Below are 16290 nucleotides of genomic sequence, written 5' to 3' on the forward strand. Positions count from 1 at the left end.
GGACACGACTTACTTTAGCCGCACTTCGGCTGTCCGGGAGGGTTCGCGGAGGTGGATGGCCAATCGTGGCTGGAGTGGAAGTGTCGACGTGCATTTGAAGACGATTCTGATCATCGCCCTATCCCTGCTGATGGCGGGCTGCGCGGGCCACCAGACGCAGGAAATCCTGGGCAGCGTCGTCGTGCCGACGCAGGCGACGGAGATCGCCGGCAATCATTCGATCTTCATCGCCACGACGCGCAAGCCGTCCGACGACCCCAACAAGGTGTTCGATGGCGAGCGCTCGGCGACGCTGAACTATGCCCGGGTCAACGTCACCATTCCGCCGGTCCACCAGACCGGCCAGATCGAGCGCCGCTCGCGCGGCAAGTCGAACGACCCGACCAAGTACTTCATGGCCTCCGAAGTGGTCGGCTATGACACCCAGCCGAAATTCACCAGCGCGCTCAACGCCGACATCGACGCCCGCGGCGGCCGCGTCATGGTCTTCGTCCACGGCTACAACACCGGCTTCGACGACGCCGTCTACCGGCTGACCCAGATCGTCCATGATTCCGGCTATCCGGGCACGCCGGTGCTGTTTTCCTGGGCCTCTGGCGCCAAGACCACCGACTATGTCTATGACAAGGAAAGTGCCGCCGCCGCCCGCGATCAGCTGGAAGTGACCCTGAGGATGCTGGCGCAGACCGGCGCGCGGCGCATCGACATCGTCGCCCATTCGATGGGAACCTGGGTGACGATGGAGACGCTGCGCCAGCTCGCCATCACGGGCGACCGCGATCTGAGCGGCAAGCTCGGCGACGTGGTGCTCGCCTCGCCCGACATCGATGTCGACGTCTTCAAGAGCCAGATGCGCCGCTACGGCAAGCCGGACAAGCCCTTCATCCTGCTCCTGTCGGACGACGACCGGGCGCTGCGGCTCTCCGGCCTGATCGCCGGCTCGCGGCCGCGCGTCGGCGACTACCGGGATGCCGCCGACCTCGCCTCCTATGGCGTCACGGTGGTCGACCTTTCCAAGGTAAAGGGCGGCGACCGCTTCAACCACACCAAATTCGCCGATAACCCGGAGCTGGTGAAGATGATCGGCCAGCGCCTGCGCGAGGACGATGGTTTTGCCAGCGATCGCGACGTGACCGACCGCATCGGCCAGCTGGCCACGCAGTAACCGTATCCGCGCGGTTTCCGCATCGCGTCGACTTTGAACTGGACCCGGCAGCTCTCAAGCCTTATCGGAATAACAGGAGAGGTTTGCCGCCCTTGGGGGATCCCGGGTGATCGTGCGTGTCGAGATCGTGCTTGGCCTTGCGTTCGCGCTCGCCCTCGGCGGCTGCGCCGGCCAGGGCGCGCATGACCTTCTCAACCGCAAGGCGGTCACGGCGCCTGCTTCCGACATCGCTGGCACGCACGAGATCTTCGTCGCCACGACCCGCCAGCAGGCGGCCAAGGACCCCCGCCAGGTGTTCGACGGCGACCGTTCGCTCACCACCCTTTATGCCCGCGTCGATGTCACCGTGCCGAAGATCCATCAGGTCGGCGCGATCGAGCGCGCCAAGGGCTCGGCCGACAGCAATCCGGCCAAGCAGTTCACGGCCACCGATGTCGTCCACTATGGCGACGCGCAGCAATTCGCCAAGGCGGTCGGCGCCGACATTTCCATGCGCGGCGACCGCGCCCTGGTGTTCGTGCACGGCTTCAACAACGGCTTCGACGACGGCATCTACCGGCTGACGCAGATCGCGCACGACACCAAATACCCGGGCACGCCGGTGCTGTTCTCATGGGCATCGAGCGCCAAGGCGACCGGTTACATCTACGACAAGGATAGCTCGACGGCCGCGCGCGACGACCTCGAGGCAACGCTCAGGATGCTTGCCAAGACACACGTCAAGAGCATCGACATCGTCGCCCATTCGATGGGTACGTGGCTGACGATGGAGGCGCTGCGCCAGCTTGCCATCACCGGCGACCGCGATCTCGACGGCAAGCTCGGTTATGTCATCCTCGCCTCGCCGGATATCGACGTCGATGTCTTCAAGAAGCAGATGATCCGCTACGGCAAGCCGGACAAGCCGTTCGCCATCCTGCTTTCGGGCGACGACCGGGCGCTGAAACTGTCGAGCTTCATTTCCGGCGACAAGCCGCGCGTCGGCGACTACGGCAACGCGGCCGATCTCGCCAATTATGGCGTGACGGTCGTCGACCTGACCCAGGCCAAGGGCGGCGACGGCGGCCTGAACCATGCCAAATTCGCCGACAACCCGATCCTGGTGCAATTGCTGGGCAACCGGCTGCGCGCGCCGGCCGGCCTTGCTTCGGACGAGCCCGATCCGACGCAGCTCAACAATATCGGCCAGGGCCTCGGCAAGGCTGTCGGCTCGGTCGCCGAGATCGTCATTACCACGCCGTTCAAGGTGCTGACCATCGCCACCGGCGGATAGCTGGCGCTCAGATGAAAAGATCGACCTTCTGGAACGTCGTCACATCGACCAGGCCGACATCGGAAATCCTCAGCTCCGGAATGACCACCAGCGCCAGAAGCGAGTGCTGCATATAGGCGTTGTTGAGCGAGCAGCCGACCTTGCGCATCGCCTCGGTCAGTTGCTCGGCCTTCGCCGCGACGATCTCGGCGCGTTCGTCCGACATCAGCCCGGCGATCGGCATCTCGACCAGCGCCAGTTCCTTGCCCCTGGAATAGAGCACGACGCCGCCGCCCACCTCGCCCAGCCGGTTGACGGCTAAAGCCATGTCCTCCTTGTTGGTGCCGACGACGATGATGTGGTGCGCGTCATGCGCCACGCTCGAGGCCATCGCGCAGTCTTTCACATAGCCGAAGCCGGAGACGAAGGCGTTGGTGACGCCGCCCGTGCCGCGATGCCGCTCCACCAGGGCGATCTGGCAGATGTCGTTGCGGCGATCCATGGCGACCAGCCCGTCCTCGACGGCCAAGTCGGCCTCCAGCGCCCGCGTCGGCGCCTGGTTCTCGATCACGCCGATCACCCGCGCCCGCACCTCGTTGGCGCCCTGCGGCGCCGCAATGTCGAAATCCCCGGCCACGAGCTTCTTGCCGAGCTTGACCGTGTTCTTGGCGGATTGCGGGTAGTCATAGGCCGCAATGTCGATCTCGAGCTTGCCGGCCTTGGCCAGTCTGACGCCGCGGCCATAGACCTCGTCGATGCGCATCTGGGCGAGATCGGAAACGATCAGCAGGTCGGCCAGCCGTCCGGGTGCAATCGAGCCGATCTCACGCTCCAGCCCGAAATGCTGGGCGGTGTTGAGCGTCGCCATCTGGATCGCCGTCACTGGCTTCAGGCCCTGGCTGATGGCATGCCGCACCACCCGGTCCATATGGCCTTCATGCACCAGCGTGCCGGAATGGCTGTCATCGGTGCACAGGATGAAGTTGCGCGGGTCGATGCCGCCTTCCGTCACCGCCTTGATCTGCGCCGCGACGTCGTACCAGGCCGACCCCAGCCGCAGCATCGCCTTCATGCCCTGGCGCACGCGCGCGACAGCGTCCTCGGCGCGCGTGCCTTCATGATCGTCCTCCGCCCCGCCCGCGACATAGCCATGGAACGGCAGGCCGAGATCGGGCGATGCATAATGCCCGCCGACCGTCTTGCCGGCCCTGACCGTCTCGGCGATCTCGCCCGACATCACGGGATTGTTGGCGACAACGCCGGGGAAATTCATCACCTCGCCGAGCCCGATGATGTTTTCCCAGGTCATCGCCTCGGCCACATCGCCGACCGTCAATTCGGCGCCGGCGTGCTCGAGCCCAGGCGCCGAAGGCACGCAGGACGGCATCTGCACATGCACGTTGATCGGCATCGCGACCGCCTCGTCATGCATCAGGCGCACACCGGGCAGGCCGAGCACATTGGCGATCTCGTGCGGATCGATGAACATCGAGGTGGTGCCATGCGGGATCACCGCGCGGCAGAACTCCGTCACCGTCACCATGCCGCTCTCGACATGCATGTGCGCGTCGCAAAGGCCGGGCACCAGATAGCGCCCGCCGGCATCGACAACCTTCGTGCCTTGCCCGATGGCATGGCTGGCGTTCGGCCCGCAATAAGCGAAGCGGCCGGCGGCGATCGCGATGTCGGTGCCGGGGATGATCTCGCCCGAATGGACATTCACCCAGCGCCCGTTGCGGATGACCAGATCCGCGGGCTTGCGCCCCATCGCGACGTCGACCAGATGCGTCGCCACCTCGATCCACGGCTTTGGCTTTGCGGCGCTTGTCGGCTTGGCGTTGGTCATTGGAGAGTCCTCTTGATCGGCCACTCTGGCAAATGTCGGCGCCTGGGGCCAGAGCCGTCCGCTGGCATCCCGCGGAAAGCCGCGCGGCAGGATCGCCACGCCCACAGACTTTGTCGCCCCCCGGCCGTTCGAGACGGCGAGATGGCGTCAGGTCGTAAACCACTGTTGCAGAGATGCAATTCCGTTTCGCCGCAAATAAGGTTAGTTTGCGGCAAGGAGTCTTTCGGAACCGCCATTTCGGAGTGCTCGATGCGTCGACTGACGCTCATCAGTGCCGGCTTTCTTGCCCTGCTGTCCGGGTCTGCCTGGGCCGCGGACATGGGTAGCGATCTGCCGATGACCGCGCCCGGCTTCGACTGGACCGGCTACTATGCCGGCATGCAGGCCGGCTATGGCTGGGGCCGGTCCGACATCACCGGCGACGATGGCGGTCCGTTTTCGGTCAAGCCCGACATCGACGGTGGTTTCGTCGGCGGTCATGTCGCTGGGCTCTGGCAGTTCGATCAGGCTGTCCTCGGCGCCGAGGCCGATCTCAACTACGCTTCGATCGACGGCACCGCCGAAGCGGGCCCGGCAAACACATTCGGCACCGACGTCAAGTGGTTCGGATCGATCAACGCCAAGGCCGGCTACGCCATGGATCGTCTGCTGATCTATGGCATTGGCGGCGTCGCTTTCGCCGGGATCGAGACCTCGCAAGCGGCAGGGCCGGCCTTTGCCCGAACCCGCACCAGCACCGGCTGGACGCTCGGCGCCGGCGTCGACTATGCCTTGACCAGCAATGTCGTCGTCGGCGCGCAGTACCGCTATTACGATTTCGGCAAGGAGCATTTCGATGCTCCGGACGCCTTCATCGACCGCGACCAGGACGTGAAGCTGCAGACGCTGGGCGTGAACTTCAGCTATAAATTCTGAGGCTTGCCGCCGTCGCGACGATGCGGAAACCTCTTATCTCGTGATATCTGGATATCAGGTGGCCGGCGCCCGCAGGGGGCGGGGGAATGGGTAGGGGCCTGATAGACGCCGGCCTCGGCGGATCGATCCGCCACTTGGCGAACCCTAATGCTCCCGCAGCAGACCGTAATTCCGTGATCGCGCCACTTTCTAACCGGCGCCACCCGCATGTCGGACGGTCAAGACCGGGCCGAACCTGTCTTTCCCGCCGGCATCGCCGCGAGGCATTCCTCCAACCGCCGCAGCCGCGCCTTTTGCCAGCGCAGTGTGTGCGCGACCTCGTGCAGGTTCCATTTGGCTTTCGAATTGGCGGCCTCGATCAGACCTCGCTCGAGTCGATCGATCTCGCGACGCAGCTGCCGCGCCTCTTCCTCCCGCAGTCCCTTGATCCAGCCTGCCCCACGCATGGTTCTCCACCATCAAAGCCGGCCCGATGCTGGCAGATAAACGCTAATGACATCGATCCCGGGAACCTAGAACTTTAAACATCACTAATGTTTAATCTGCGCTGTGCACCACCACGTCGGTCCGCACAAAGCGCTGCCCGATCCGAAACATCTTGACGGCTCATATCAGGCATCTGAAAAGGGCACGCCTGCGGACGTGGCGGAATTGGTAGACGCAAGGGACTTAAAATCCCTCGATCTCTGATCGTACGGGTTCGATTCCCGTCGTCCGCACCACCCTTCGTCCGGCAGAGCCGTGCTTGGCAGCCTCAAGCCTTGGCAAGATGCCGGAGCAAGACATTTCGATCGTTGACTCCCTGAAAGGATGATGGAAGCCGCATTTCGTCGTAGTTGAGTGACTGCCAAGGCGTTTGTAAAATTAACTGTAGGTCGGCTCTCCCGCGCCGATCCTTCCGGCACCCGTCGCCGACTGCGGATGTACCAGCGGCGGCGGGAGCAGGCCTACCGTCCTCGGGCCGGCCGCGCCAGCGTTCACCGTTCCTTCACGACATTAGAGCAAGCTCAAAAGCGGACATGCTTAGGTAGCTCGCACATGTCACGGCCGGCGACTGACCCCTTTCTGTGCGCCTCACTTCCTCATCCGGTGAAGCTCTTTCGGCCTCGTGTCTGGCGTATAGATTAGCGTAGTCAAGCGATGCCGATGTGGCGCGTGATCTGTCCGTTGCTTTCCCAGTAAGTATGTTTCTTGGCGATAACAGGATCGTCCATCGCGGGCTGGACTTGCCCCGCCGCGTCAGTGGCGCGCGAGGTGACCGTATGCTCGCCCTTTGATGGGTCCTTCCAGTCGAGGTACCAGACCTTCCACGCGAATTCAGCTTCTTCACTATGGTCGATCGTCGCCTCGGTCCACGGGCCATCATCGATCTTCACTTCGACTCTGGCGATTGGTGCACCCCAGGCCGCACCGCTGATGCGGTATCCCGCATCGCTGCGCGTCACTCTGGCGGGCGCGGATTTCAGCAGCGCACGGCCGACTGAGGTCTCGGCCCACACCGTCTCGCCATTGTGCTCTTCCTCGCGAATGGTCACGTAGTCTCGGCCCATCAACAGACTCATGAAGCGCGTGTTGCGAATCTCAATGCGCTTGAGCCATTTGACGTTGGCGATGCCGTACCAGCCGGGCGCGATGAGCCGCACCGGGAAACCGTTGGGTTGCGGCAAAGCGGCCCCATTCATCTCGTAGCAGAGAATGTTGTTGGGGCTCATCGCGTCGGTGAGCGACATGCTACGGGCGAAATTCTGGTGCATCTTGACGTCGCGATTGTTGTCTTTGAGAGCGATATCACCGACATCAGTGCCCCAAAAAACAACTTCGATGCCGTTTTCCTTCACGCCTGCCTCTTCAAGTATGGCGGCGAGCGGCGTGCCAGCCCAGCGGGCGTTGCCAATGCCGCCAGTAAAGAATGGAAAACCGTGATTGCCTGAACATTCTACGGTGAAAACCACCTCCTGGCGTGGCCGCGCCTTGAGGTCGGCAAGAGACAGGCTCAGAGGCTTCTTCACCAACCCATCGATTTCCAGCTTCCAGGCGTTCGCATCAATGGTTGGCCGATCAAAATGCGCGATGCTGAAGAACTTCTCATTAGGCGTCACCCATGAATCCATGTCCTCCCAGACAAGCTGACTCTGGATGACGGCCGGAACAGGATTGGGGAGTGGCTGATCAAGCCATGGAATCACGGTCTCCCCCGCCCTGCTTGGAAAAGCGTAGGCGAACCTTGAATGGAAGCATGTCAGGGCCGCAAGGGCGGCGCTGCCTTGACCGATGAATTCGCGTCGTTGAAGGTAATGCATGAGATTCTCCTCCAGTAAAGCTGATTTCTCCTCCAGTAAATAAAAGTAACCGCAGCCGAAATCGCCAAAGGGATTGGGCCGAAGCAGATTATCTTGAGATTGCGCGGGAAAAGCCCCGTTGCTTAAGGCGGCGTCTCCCGCTTCCGTCGGCTGGCTCCGTCACCTGCCGGCCGGCAAGCTTCAGCATATGCCTTATCCGCGTACGTGGCGAGGGCAATGCTGTTCAAAAAGAACTTCGATCGTCAGGATATTTTCAGACAGCGTTCACGGGCCGCTGGCTGTGTCCGGCAGAGCCGTGCTTGGCAGGCTCAAGCCTTGATAGGATTGAGCTTCAGGTGCTGGATCAGGATGATCGTCTTGGCGTCGACGATGCGGCCGTCGGCGATGGCGGCAAGCGCCTCGTCCAGTAGTATTTCCAGAACCTCGATGTCCTCGCCCTCCTCCGGCGCGCCGCCGCCGTCGGAAATGCGGTCGGCCGGCGAATAGCGCGCGGTGAAGAACCAGAGCCGTTCCGTCACGCTGCCCGGGCTCATGAAAGGTGCGAACAGCCGCTCGACGTCCTTCAAGCGGTAACCCAGTTCCTCTTCCGCCTCCTTGCGAATGGCGGTTTCAGGGTCGTTTTCGTCGAGCAGCCCGGCGCAGGCCTCGATTAGCGGCTCGCTGTGGCCCACGGCGTAAGCCGGGAAGCGGAACTGCCGCACCAGCAGCACGGTCGAGCGCTGTGGATCGAACGGCAGGATCACCGCGCCGTCGCCGCGATCGTAGGTCTGGCGGATCTGCGTCTCCCATCGCCCGTCGCGGCGGCGATAATCGAGCACTGTCTTCTTCAGCACCGCCCAGTCGTCCGAAAGGACCTCCTCCGAACGGATGCGAACGCGATCTTCCATGACGACCTCCGTATTGGCGGCAAAGGGTTAGAGCAATTTCAGGAAGCATGTGAAACGGTCAGGTTCGGCGGCTTCGCGTAGCCCTCGTCTGGAATTGCGTCTATCGGCGAAAGGCCAGCCGCGCAATCCTGGAAACCGACTGGTCCAGCGGGAGTTTCACCGGCTCGTGTCTGGCGCGGAGCGCCGCGACTGCCTAGATAGCGGTATCCCTCCAGGAGCCCGTTTTATGACGTCATCGCTTTTCCAGCCGATCACCCTCGGCGGCCTCACCTTCCCCAACCGCATCGCGGTAGCCCCTATGTGCCAGTATTCGGCCGAGGACGGCTCGGCCAGCGACTGGCATCTCTGTCACTGGATGAACCTCGCAATGTCGGGCGCCGGCATGGTTACCGTCGAGATGACCGATGTCGAGCGGCGGGGCCGCATCTCGCATGGCTGCCTCGGCCTCTATTCGGACGACAACGAGGCGGCCGCCAAGCGTACGCTTGACGCCGCAAGGCGCGTCGCCGCGCCCGGCACGAAATTCGGCGTCCAGCTTGCCCATGCCGGCCGCAAGGCCTCCAACCGGAAACCCTGGGAAGGCGGCGGTCCGCTGCAGCCTGGCGAAGATCCCTGGCAGACGGTCTCGGCCTCTGCCATCGCCTATGACGCAGGCTGGAATGTCCCGCATGCGTTGGAGGATGATGAGATCCTTGAGCTCATTGCGCGTTTTGCGCAGTCGGCCGTTCGCGCCGAGCGCGCCGGCTTCGATTTTGCCGAACTGCACGCGGCGCATGGCTATCTGATCTTCCAGTTCCTTTCGCCGCTCTCCAACCAGCGCACCGACCGCTGGGGCGGGTCGCTGGAAAACCGCATGCGCTTTGCGCTCGAAATCGCAAGGGCGGTGAGGAAGGCCGCCCCGACCATGATGCTGGGCGCGCGCCTTTCGGTGACGGAATGGGTCGACGGCGGTTTCGACGTCGACGACGCGATCGAGGTTGCCAAGGCGCTGAAGGCCGAGGGCATCGCCTATCTGTGCTGCTCCAGCGGCGGCAATTCGCCCCTGCAGCAGGTGCCGCCCGGCCCCGGCTACCAGGTGCATCTGGCGGAGGCCGTGCGCAAGGGTGCCGGCATTCCGACGCGCGCCGTGGGACTGATCGACGACCCAAGCCAGGCCGAGGCGATCGTCGCCGACGGTCGCGCCGACATGGTGGCGCTGGCGCGCGCATTCCTCGCCGACCCTCGCTGGGGCTGGCGCGCGGCGGCGACCTTCGGCGAGGAAATCTATCCGGCGCCGCAGCTGGCGCGTTCGGTGACGACGATGCGGCATTGGATGAAGGTCGCTGGCTAGAGCAATTCCTGGAAAAGTGTGACACGGTTGGGTTCGGCGACTTCGCCGTAGCCGTCCGTCCGGAATTGCGTCAAAACAAAACCGGAAAATCAGCGGGTCCTGAGACGTTTGGGCGCAGGATCCTCGTCACAACTGCAACCAATTTGGCCGCTTTACGTTGGCGGCCATGATAGACAGCAAACCTTTTGAAAAGCCGGTGGTGGTCGAGCTCGGCCATGTCGGCAAATATCGCCAAATAAGCAGCACCCGCGAGGCCGCCGAGTGCCTGATGACCGTTTGGCCGCTCAATCGCGGCGAACGCCATCGTGATGCTCTCGACATTTGCCTCAAAGCGCTGGAAGGTTATCGTTCGACGGCGGACGCCCGTCGCGCCCTTATCGAGGCGGCCAGGGAATCGGAAGTGCTGGTTCCTGAAGACAGGCTGCCCGACGGAAAGTTGCACTGAGCAGGCTTCTTAACCGGAGGATTTCATGGCGAAGCTGACTTATAAGATCGTCGAGCATGATGGCGGCTGGGCCTACAAGGTCGGCTCGACGTATTCCGAGACTTTCCGCACGCACCAGGAGGCGCTGCGCGCCGCCGAAATCGCCTCGTCCGAGCAGCAGGTTGCCGGCACCACCGACGGCATCCAGTATGAGGACGCTGACGGAAAGTGGCATGATGAGCTCGCCGACGGCCGCGACCGGCCGCAGACCGAAGTCTCTGACTAAGAAGAAGTAAGAATTGGAACCGCCCCCGCGACCGGCAAAGCCTTAGAGCCCGATGATTTCAGGTCGAATCGACCTGAAATCTGAATCTGCCATTCGGCATCATGCTCTAGGCTTCATGCCGGCCGCCGGTGGCTATGCGGCGTTACTTTCCGCAATAGTGGTCATTGACGTTGTTCTGCGAGTTAGCATCCGGACCGGGCGTGGTGTCGGCGCACGGACCGATGGCACCGGTATTGCCGTAGGTGCTCAATCCTGAGCCGCGAGAGATACTGCCGGTGGTGTAGGGATCTACCTGGTCGCTCGCCGCGGGACGATGGTCGCGATGCCACCACCACCAGTCATCGGATGACTGCGCCATAGCCGCGCCACCCATGGCCAGCACCAGCGCCGAAGCTGCAATGAGTCTTGTAAGCATAGGGTTCTCCATTCTCTTGATCGCCAAAAACATTGGGCGCCAAGGCCCATGGCGATACCTACGAAACCTAAGGTAGGGTGTGAGGTTCCACTTGAAATCACGGGTGGGACAGAATGTCCGACACTTTTGTGTGACGCGGCGTGAAAGGCCGCGAGCCCCGGCGCGGACGCCGGCCGTGATCAATCGACGACAGCGAAAGCGCGCGCGGCGATACGCTGGATAAAGGCGACGACCCGTTCGGGTTCCACAAATTGCGGCATGTGGCCCATACCTTCGACCCGTTCAAAGTCGAGGCCGTTGATCTTGTCCAGCATCGGTTCGCCATGGACTGCCTCGCCGATCACCCGGTCGTCGGTGCCAAACAGAATGCCTGCCGGCATCGCTATTTCGCGGTAACGCCTTTCGATCCGGCCAAGGTCCTGTTCCACGGCCACGACATCGGTCGACGTGGCGAAGTAATGGGACGGTCGCAACCCAAGCCACCCGCCGCCGCCGGTCATATATCCCTTGGAGACGGCCTGCGGCGCGAAAATGAACGTCATTGTCGGCTGCGCGTAACGAAGGCTCGCCGGTATCGCCACCGTATGGGCCAGAACGCGACGCAGCAGCCGTGATGGAACATGGAGCAGGTCAAACCGCTGGCGTGCCCTCGCTTCCAGGTGCGTCAGCGGCGAGAGCAGCGCGATGCCGGAAATCGCTGTCGGATGCTCGGTCGCCAGCGCAAGCGCGACGGCGCCGCCGAGCGAATGGCCGACGATGAGCGGCCACTCCAGGCGCAGTTCCTCGATGAAGCGCGCCACGATTGCCGCCTGTTCGGGCAGCCGGCCGGTCGCGCCACTTGCCCGAACCGAATAGCCGGAGCCCGGTCGGTCGAGCGCGATCAGCCTGTAGCCGGCGCCGAAGCGACCGAACAGCGTATGGCGGAAATGATGGAGCTGCGCGCCGAGCCCGTGCAGAAAGACGATCGGCCTGCCCTCGCCTTCCTCGACATAGTGGATGCGGTTGCCGTCGATCTCGACGTATTTTCCGCAAGCTGGCACCAGTTTTTCGGCCTTTGCCGCAATCCGCCATGTCGCGAGCATCAGGGCGAGCAGGACAAGGGCAGCCACAACGAACAAGCCGGCGAGCAGCCAAAAGACAATCGATATCAGCATTTTTCATCCGGTTCCGACCGTCGGCACCATATCCGCAACGCCCGCCGCCACAAGCGCGCATCCGGCTTTCGCATTGCGGCCGGCTTCAGGCCGCGTTATCTCAGGCGACCTTTTTTGCCGGAGCCCGCCATGCCTGAAATCGTCACCGCCGCCATGCTCGTCATCGGCGACGAAATCCTCTCCGGCCGCACCAAGGACAAGAACATCGGCCACCTCGCCGACATCATGACGGCGATCGGCATCGACCTGAAGGAAGTGCGCGTCGTCCCCGACGAGGAGGATGAGATCGTTGCCGCGGTGAATGCCGTGCGCGCCCGCTATACCTACGTCTTTACGACCGGCGGCATCGGCCCGACGCATGACGACATCACCGCCGACTCCATCGCCAAGGCCTTCGGGGTGCCTTGCGAATACGATGCCAAGGCCTATGCGCTGCTCGAAGCAAGCTATGCCGGGCGCAACATCGAATTCACCCAGGCGCGCAAGCGCATGGCGCGCATGCCGCGCGGCGCCGACCATATCGACAACCCCGTCTCCGTCGCGCCGGGCTTCCGTATCGGCAACGTCCATGTCATGGCCGGCGTGCCGGCGATCTTCCAGGCCATGCTCGACAGTGTCGTACCGACACTCAAGGCCGGCACCAGGATGCTGTCGGCCACCGTACACTGCCCTTTCGGCGAAGGCCTGATCGGCGGACCGCTGGCCGACATCCAGAAGGCGCATCCCGACACCATCATCGGCTCCTATCCCAAATATGGTGACGGCAAGTTCTGGACTGAGCTCGTCGTGCGCGCCCGCAGCGAGGAAGCGCTGGAGTCCGCGCGCAAGGACGTCGAGGCGATGGTGGCGGGCTTCGCCAAGGCGGGTTGATCAGCCGTTCCGGCTGGAACCAGTCCATGCGCTGAGACGTTCCCCTTGCCGCGCGGATGCGCAGGGCAAACAATTGAGGGATCGGTCATGCGCTTCAAGACAATCGTCGCCATTTTGCAGAACGAACAGGACGCCGAGCGCGTTCTCGATTGCGCCCTTCCGCTTGCCGACAGGTTTGAGAGCCACCTTGTCGGCATCCATGCCGAGGCGCTTCCCGTTCCCTACACATCGGCCACTGGCTTCCCCGATACCGAATTCCTCCAGGTCTCGGCCGACATGAACAAGGAGCGCGCCGACAAGTTGCAGTCGTATTTTCTGAAGCGGATCGAGGAATCGGGCCTGTCCTTCGAATGGCGAAGCCTGGAAAGCTTCTCCGGCGACAGCGCGCTGACCGGCATATCGAGCGTGCGCGCCGCCGATCTGATCATCGCCGCGCAGCGCGATACCGGCGGCGATCCCGGCGCCGATGTCGACACGCTGGTTTACGATGCCGGACGCCCGGTGCTGGTCGTGCCCCATGCCGGGCCGCTGGTCACAACCTTCAGACGTGTGCTGCTTGCCTGGAACGGCAGCAAGGAAGCCGCGCGCGCCGCTTTCGACGCCTTGCCCTTCATCGCCGAGGCCGACAAGACGGACATTCTCGTCATCGACCCGCCTGAGACGCTCGATGACTCTCCGGAAGCGGCCGGCGCCGAGATCGCCGCGGCGCTGTCGCGTCATGGCGCCAATGTCAGCGTCTGCGTGCAGAAATCGGATGGATCCTCGGTCGACGATATCATCCAGGCTAGGATAACGGAGTCCGGCGCCGATCTTCTGGTGCTCGGCGCCTACAGCCACTCCTGGCTGCGCCAGCTTCTGTTCGGCGGCGTCACCCGCACCGTGCTGCGCAACACCAACGTGGCAGCTTTCCTGTCGCGTTGAGCTTGTCTCCCGAAAGTGGGACGCGGTTCAGCGCAACGTCTTCGCAAATCGAACCTAAAGGGCGTCGCTTGAATTCGTTTTGAGCGCGATGCCTAAGTCCACAGCCATCGCCGGCCGCTGCCCTTGCCAACAGCAAGGCTTTCCGGCTAATTCCGCCTGCATTCCACTATTTCTGCGCGCCGCGGCGCGCCCTTGCGGAGTGCGCGAACCATGTCCCTTCCCGAAAAAGCCTTTCCCGTCTCCTGGGACCAGTTCCACCGCGACGCCCGCGCGCTTTCCTGGCGGCTTTCCGGCGCCAACAAGGGACAATGGAAAGCCATCGTCTGCATCACCCGCGGCGGCCTGGTGCCGGCGGCCATCATCGCGCGCGAACTCGGCATCCGGGTGATCGAGACGGTGTGTGTCGCTTCCTATCATGACTATACCAGCCAGGGTCAGTTACAGGTTCTGAAGGAGATCTCGCCTCCGCTGCTCGCCGATGACGGGTCCGGTGTGCTCATCATCGACGACCTGACGGATACCGGCAAGACGGCCGGCATCGTGCGCGCCATGATGCCGAAGGCGCATTTCGCGACCGTCTATGCCAAGCCGAAGGGCCGGCCGCTGGTCGACACATTCGTCACCGAGGTCAGCCAGGATACCTGGATCTACTTTCCGTGGGACATGGGCTTCACTTACCAGAAGCCGATCGCGGACGATCACGCCGGCTGAACGGCCGTCATATTTTCCAGAGAATCTGCCTCAAAGGCGCGGCGTGTAATCGCGCCAACGGACGCGACTACTTTGCGAGCCGACTTTTTCTCGTGCGATTTTCCGACGGAGTGAAGTTTTTTACTTTTAAAGTTCATAATTCGCCGTAAGATTCGTAAGACGGCAAACGATTCTGGAGGCTGGGGCGGCTTTCCTCGATGTTGACAAGGCCTGCGACGCATAGCGCCATGACCGAAAGAGTCAGAAGACTTTTCGGTACGGCGCCATGCCGCCTGCAAGTTGCCGCCTTGCCTTGGCGTGAAGGCAAGAACGGCCTCGAGATCATGCTGATCACCAGCCGCGACACCGGCCGCTGGGTTCTGCCCAAGGGCTGGCCGGAGGCCAGGGAACCGCTCTGCGAGGCGGCCGCGCGTGAAGCGGCCGAGGAAGCGGGGCTGCGCGGCACCGTCTCGCATCTTGAAGCCGGCCGCTATTTCTATGCCAAAGTCCTCGCTTCCGGCGAGGAAGTGCCTTGCGAAGTGCTGGTCTTTCCGCTGCATGTCGATCGCGTCGCGGATCGCTGGAAAGAGAAGCGCGCACGAACGCGCAAATGGGTTGGCGCCACCGAAGCGGTCCAAATGGTCAACGAGCCGGACCTTTGCCAGGTCATTGCCGGCTTTTGCGCCGCGCCGCACAAATTCGCCTGATTCAAAGCAATTCCAGGAAAAGTGTGAAACGGCCAGGCTCGGCGCCTTCGCCGTAGCCTTCCGTGCGGAATTGCGTCAAAACAAAAGATAGATCGGCTCGCCGATCGTCAGGCGCGGCCGAAATCATCGGAACTGAGCCGGGTCCATCGGTCGCCCATCAATCCGCCGACGAAGATGTCGCCGGAGCGGACCGCTTCTGTGACCTCGGCGACGAGCGAGCGGACCATGGTGCCCCCGGCATAGCGGAAGAAGAGACCGCTGTAGCCGAAGAGTTGCGGCAGGAACCTGCTCTGCGTCTGCCCGATGATGCCGACGCAGCCCATATCCCTTGCCGCCGCGATGAGGCCGTCCAGCGTCGCGGCCCAGTGGGATCCGGACGCCTGGATTTGCAACAGGTTCGCGATGCCGCCGGCCTGACCGTAGAAGGCATGGCAACCGAGCATTTTTCCCGCTTCGTCATAAGTCCCGCCGAAATGAAGCGGACCATCGGCCCGCTTCTCGGCCGCCAGCACAAGCAGCCGAGGCAGTTCGCCATCTTTCCAACTCGGCCGGAGAGAGTAATCGGACATGAGGATGGGCAGCCGTTCCGCAAACTGCGCGGCATCGATCGGCTCATGATGGACCCGTCGCGACGATGAGGGCTGGGCCGAGGGCTCGAACCTTTTTCCCGCGAGAGCATCGAATGCTCGCGCGCAGGGATCGAGTGCCAGGCGAGGCAGCCCGGGCCATTTACGGCGCAGCACGGCCGCGGCCATGCCGGCCGGCCGGAAAATACAGGTCCATTCCAGACAGTGCACCGGCAAGAGCTGATACTTCATCGGACGCGCGAAGGCCAAGGATGTCCGGTTGGCCGAATCGGTCAGGTACAGATCGAATTCGCCTTGATGCAGGGCACGCAGCAATTGCGGCCCGGCCCAACCATGATCGGTGCTGGAGTCGGTCATGAAAGGGCCGATGATGGCCGCGTTCAATGTCCTCCCGTTGAGCTCGTAGCGGGCTTTCAGAACGCCCATGAACCCGCCCAGACCGCCCTGCGGGTTGATCTGGACAAGAGCCTCGCTCTCACCGCCATCAAGATAAAGCTCCCTCATATAATTCGCCGTCTGCGCGATCGCGCGATCGCGTCGG

The 16290-nt window shown here is 63.0% G+C and carries 17 protein-coding genes and 1 tRNA gene; 11 read left to right on the forward strand and 7 right to left on the reverse strand.

The window, feature by feature from the left end; all coding sequences use genetic code 11:
* The first annotated feature begins 55 nt into the window (after positions 1-55).
* Positions 56-1165, forward strand: coding sequence for an alpha/beta hydrolase (locus YU3_RS0111940; protein WP_036258306.1), 1110 nt, complete (start codon positions 56-58; stop codon positions 1163-1165).
* A gap of 106 nt (positions 1166-1271) precedes the next feature.
* Entirely contained in the window at positions 1272-2438 is a 1167-nt protein-coding gene (locus YU3_RS0111945) for an alpha/beta hydrolase (protein ID WP_027166470.1), read from the forward strand.
* 7 nt (positions 2439-2445) lie between these two features.
* Here the strand turns inward: YU3_RS0111945 and ade are convergent, their stop codons facing one another.
* Entirely contained in the window at positions 2446-4263 is a 1818-nt protein-coding gene (gene ade, locus YU3_RS0111950) for an adenine deaminase (protein ID WP_027166471.1), read from the reverse strand.
* Between the two features lie 249 nt (positions 4264-4512).
* Here ade and YU3_RS0111955 point away from each other — a divergent pair, with 249 nt between their 5' ends.
* Positions 4513-5178 carry an outer membrane protein gene (locus YU3_RS0111955; RefSeq protein WP_027166472.1) on the forward strand — a complete coding sequence of 222 codons (666 nt, stop codon included), beginning with the start codon at positions 4513-4515 and terminating at the stop codon, positions 5176-5178.
* A gap of 218 nt (positions 5179-5396) precedes the next feature.
* On the opposite strand, the gene YU3_RS0111960 is transcribed toward YU3_RS0111955, so the two are convergent.
* Positions 5397-5624, reverse strand: coding sequence for a hypothetical protein (locus YU3_RS0111960; RefSeq protein WP_027166473.1), 228 nt, complete (start codon positions 5622-5624; stop codon positions 5397-5399).
* A 190-nt stretch (positions 5625-5814) separates the two neighbouring features.
* Between YU3_RS0111960 and YU3_RS0111965 the strand changes: the two genes are divergently transcribed.
* A tRNA-Leu gene (locus YU3_RS0111965) sits at positions 5815-5900 on the forward strand.
* A 411-nt stretch (positions 5901-6311) separates the two neighbouring features.
* Here YU3_RS0111965 and YU3_RS0111970 read toward each other — a convergent pair.
* Together YU3_RS0111970 and YU3_RS0111975 are read right to left on the reverse strand one after the other, a co-directional pair.
* Positions 6312-7478, reverse strand: a complete 1167-nt coding sequence (locus tag YU3_RS0111970) for a sulfite oxidase (RefSeq protein WP_027166474.1) — start codon at positions 7476-7478, stop codon at positions 6312-6314.
* Positions 7479-7786: 308 nt separating this feature from the next.
* Positions 7787-8365, reverse strand: coding sequence for an NUDIX domain-containing protein (locus YU3_RS0111975; protein WP_027166475.1), 579 nt, complete (start codon positions 8363-8365; stop codon positions 7787-7789).
* A gap of 226 nt (positions 8366-8591) precedes the next feature.
* On the opposite strand from YU3_RS0111975, the gene YU3_RS0111980 reads away from it, so the two are divergent.
* The 3 genes from YU3_RS0111980 to YU3_RS0111990 all read left to right on the forward strand — a co-directional run bounded on the left by YU3_RS0111980 (position 8592) and on the right by YU3_RS0111990 (position 10405).
* Positions 8592-9695, forward strand: a complete 1104-nt coding sequence (locus YU3_RS0111980) for an NADH:flavin oxidoreductase/NADH oxidase (protein ID WP_027166476.1) — start codon at positions 8592-8594, stop codon at positions 9693-9695.
* Between the two features lie 166 nt (positions 9696-9861).
* Entirely contained in the window at positions 9862-10140 is a 279-nt protein-coding gene (locus YU3_RS0111985; RefSeq protein ID WP_027166477.1) for a DUF982 domain-containing protein, read from the forward strand.
* Between the two features lie 25 nt (positions 10141-10165).
* Positions 10166-10405 carry a DUF2188 domain-containing protein gene (locus tag YU3_RS0111990; protein ID WP_027166478.1) on the forward strand — a complete coding sequence of 80 codons (240 nt, stop codon included), beginning with the start codon at positions 10166-10168 and terminating at the stop codon, positions 10403-10405.
* Positions 10406-10547: 142 nt separating this feature from the next.
* Here YU3_RS0111990 and YU3_RS0111995 read toward each other — a convergent pair whose 3' ends face one another.
* A complete protein-coding gene (locus YU3_RS0111995) occupies positions 10548-10820 on the reverse strand; it encodes a hypothetical protein (RefSeq protein ID WP_027166479.1) in 273 nt (90 codons plus the stop codon).
* Positions 10821-10999: 179 nt separating this feature from the next.
* On the reverse strand, positions 11000-11974 hold the full coding sequence (locus YU3_RS0112000) for an alpha/beta fold hydrolase (protein ID WP_027166480.1): 975 nt from the start codon (positions 11972-11974) through the stop codon (positions 11000-11002).
* A 129-nt stretch (positions 11975-12103) separates the two neighbouring features.
* Here YU3_RS0112000 and YU3_RS0112005 point away from each other — a divergent pair, with 129 nt between their 5' ends.
* The 4 genes from YU3_RS0112005 to YU3_RS0112020 all read left to right on the forward strand — a co-directional run bounded on the left by YU3_RS0112005 (position 12104) and on the right by YU3_RS0112020 (position 15162).
* Positions 12104-12844 carry a competence/damage-inducible protein A gene (locus YU3_RS0112005; protein ID WP_027166481.1) on the forward strand — a complete coding sequence of 247 codons (741 nt, stop codon included), beginning with the start codon at positions 12104-12106 and terminating at the stop codon, positions 12842-12844.
* An 87-nt stretch (positions 12845-12931) separates the two neighbouring features.
* Complete coding sequence (locus YU3_RS0112010; RefSeq protein WP_027166482.1) at positions 12932-13765, forward strand: universal stress protein; 834 nt, start codon at positions 12932-12934, stop codon at positions 13763-13765.
* Between the two features lie 210 nt (positions 13766-13975).
* Entirely contained in the window at positions 13976-14476 is a 501-nt protein-coding gene (gene gpt / locus YU3_RS0112015; RefSeq protein WP_027166483.1) for a xanthine phosphoribosyltransferase, read from the forward strand.
* 197 nt (positions 14477-14673) lie between these two features.
* A complete protein-coding gene (locus tag YU3_RS0112020; RefSeq protein ID WP_027166484.1) occupies positions 14674-15162 on the forward strand; it encodes an NUDIX hydrolase in 489 nt (162 codons plus the stop codon).
* Between the two features lie 107 nt (positions 15163-15269).
* Here YU3_RS0112020 and YU3_RS0112030 read toward each other — a convergent pair whose 3' ends face one another.
* Entirely contained in the window at positions 15270-16253 is a 984-nt protein-coding gene (locus YU3_RS0112030) for a hypothetical protein (protein WP_245273485.1), read from the reverse strand.
* Between the last annotated feature and the right edge of the window lie 37 nt (positions 16254-16290).

It is taken from the genome of Mesorhizobium sp. WSM3224 (assembly GCF_000427725.1).
Classification (GTDB): Bacteria; Pseudomonadota; Alphaproteobacteria; order Rhizobiales; family Rhizobiaceae; genus Mesorhizobium.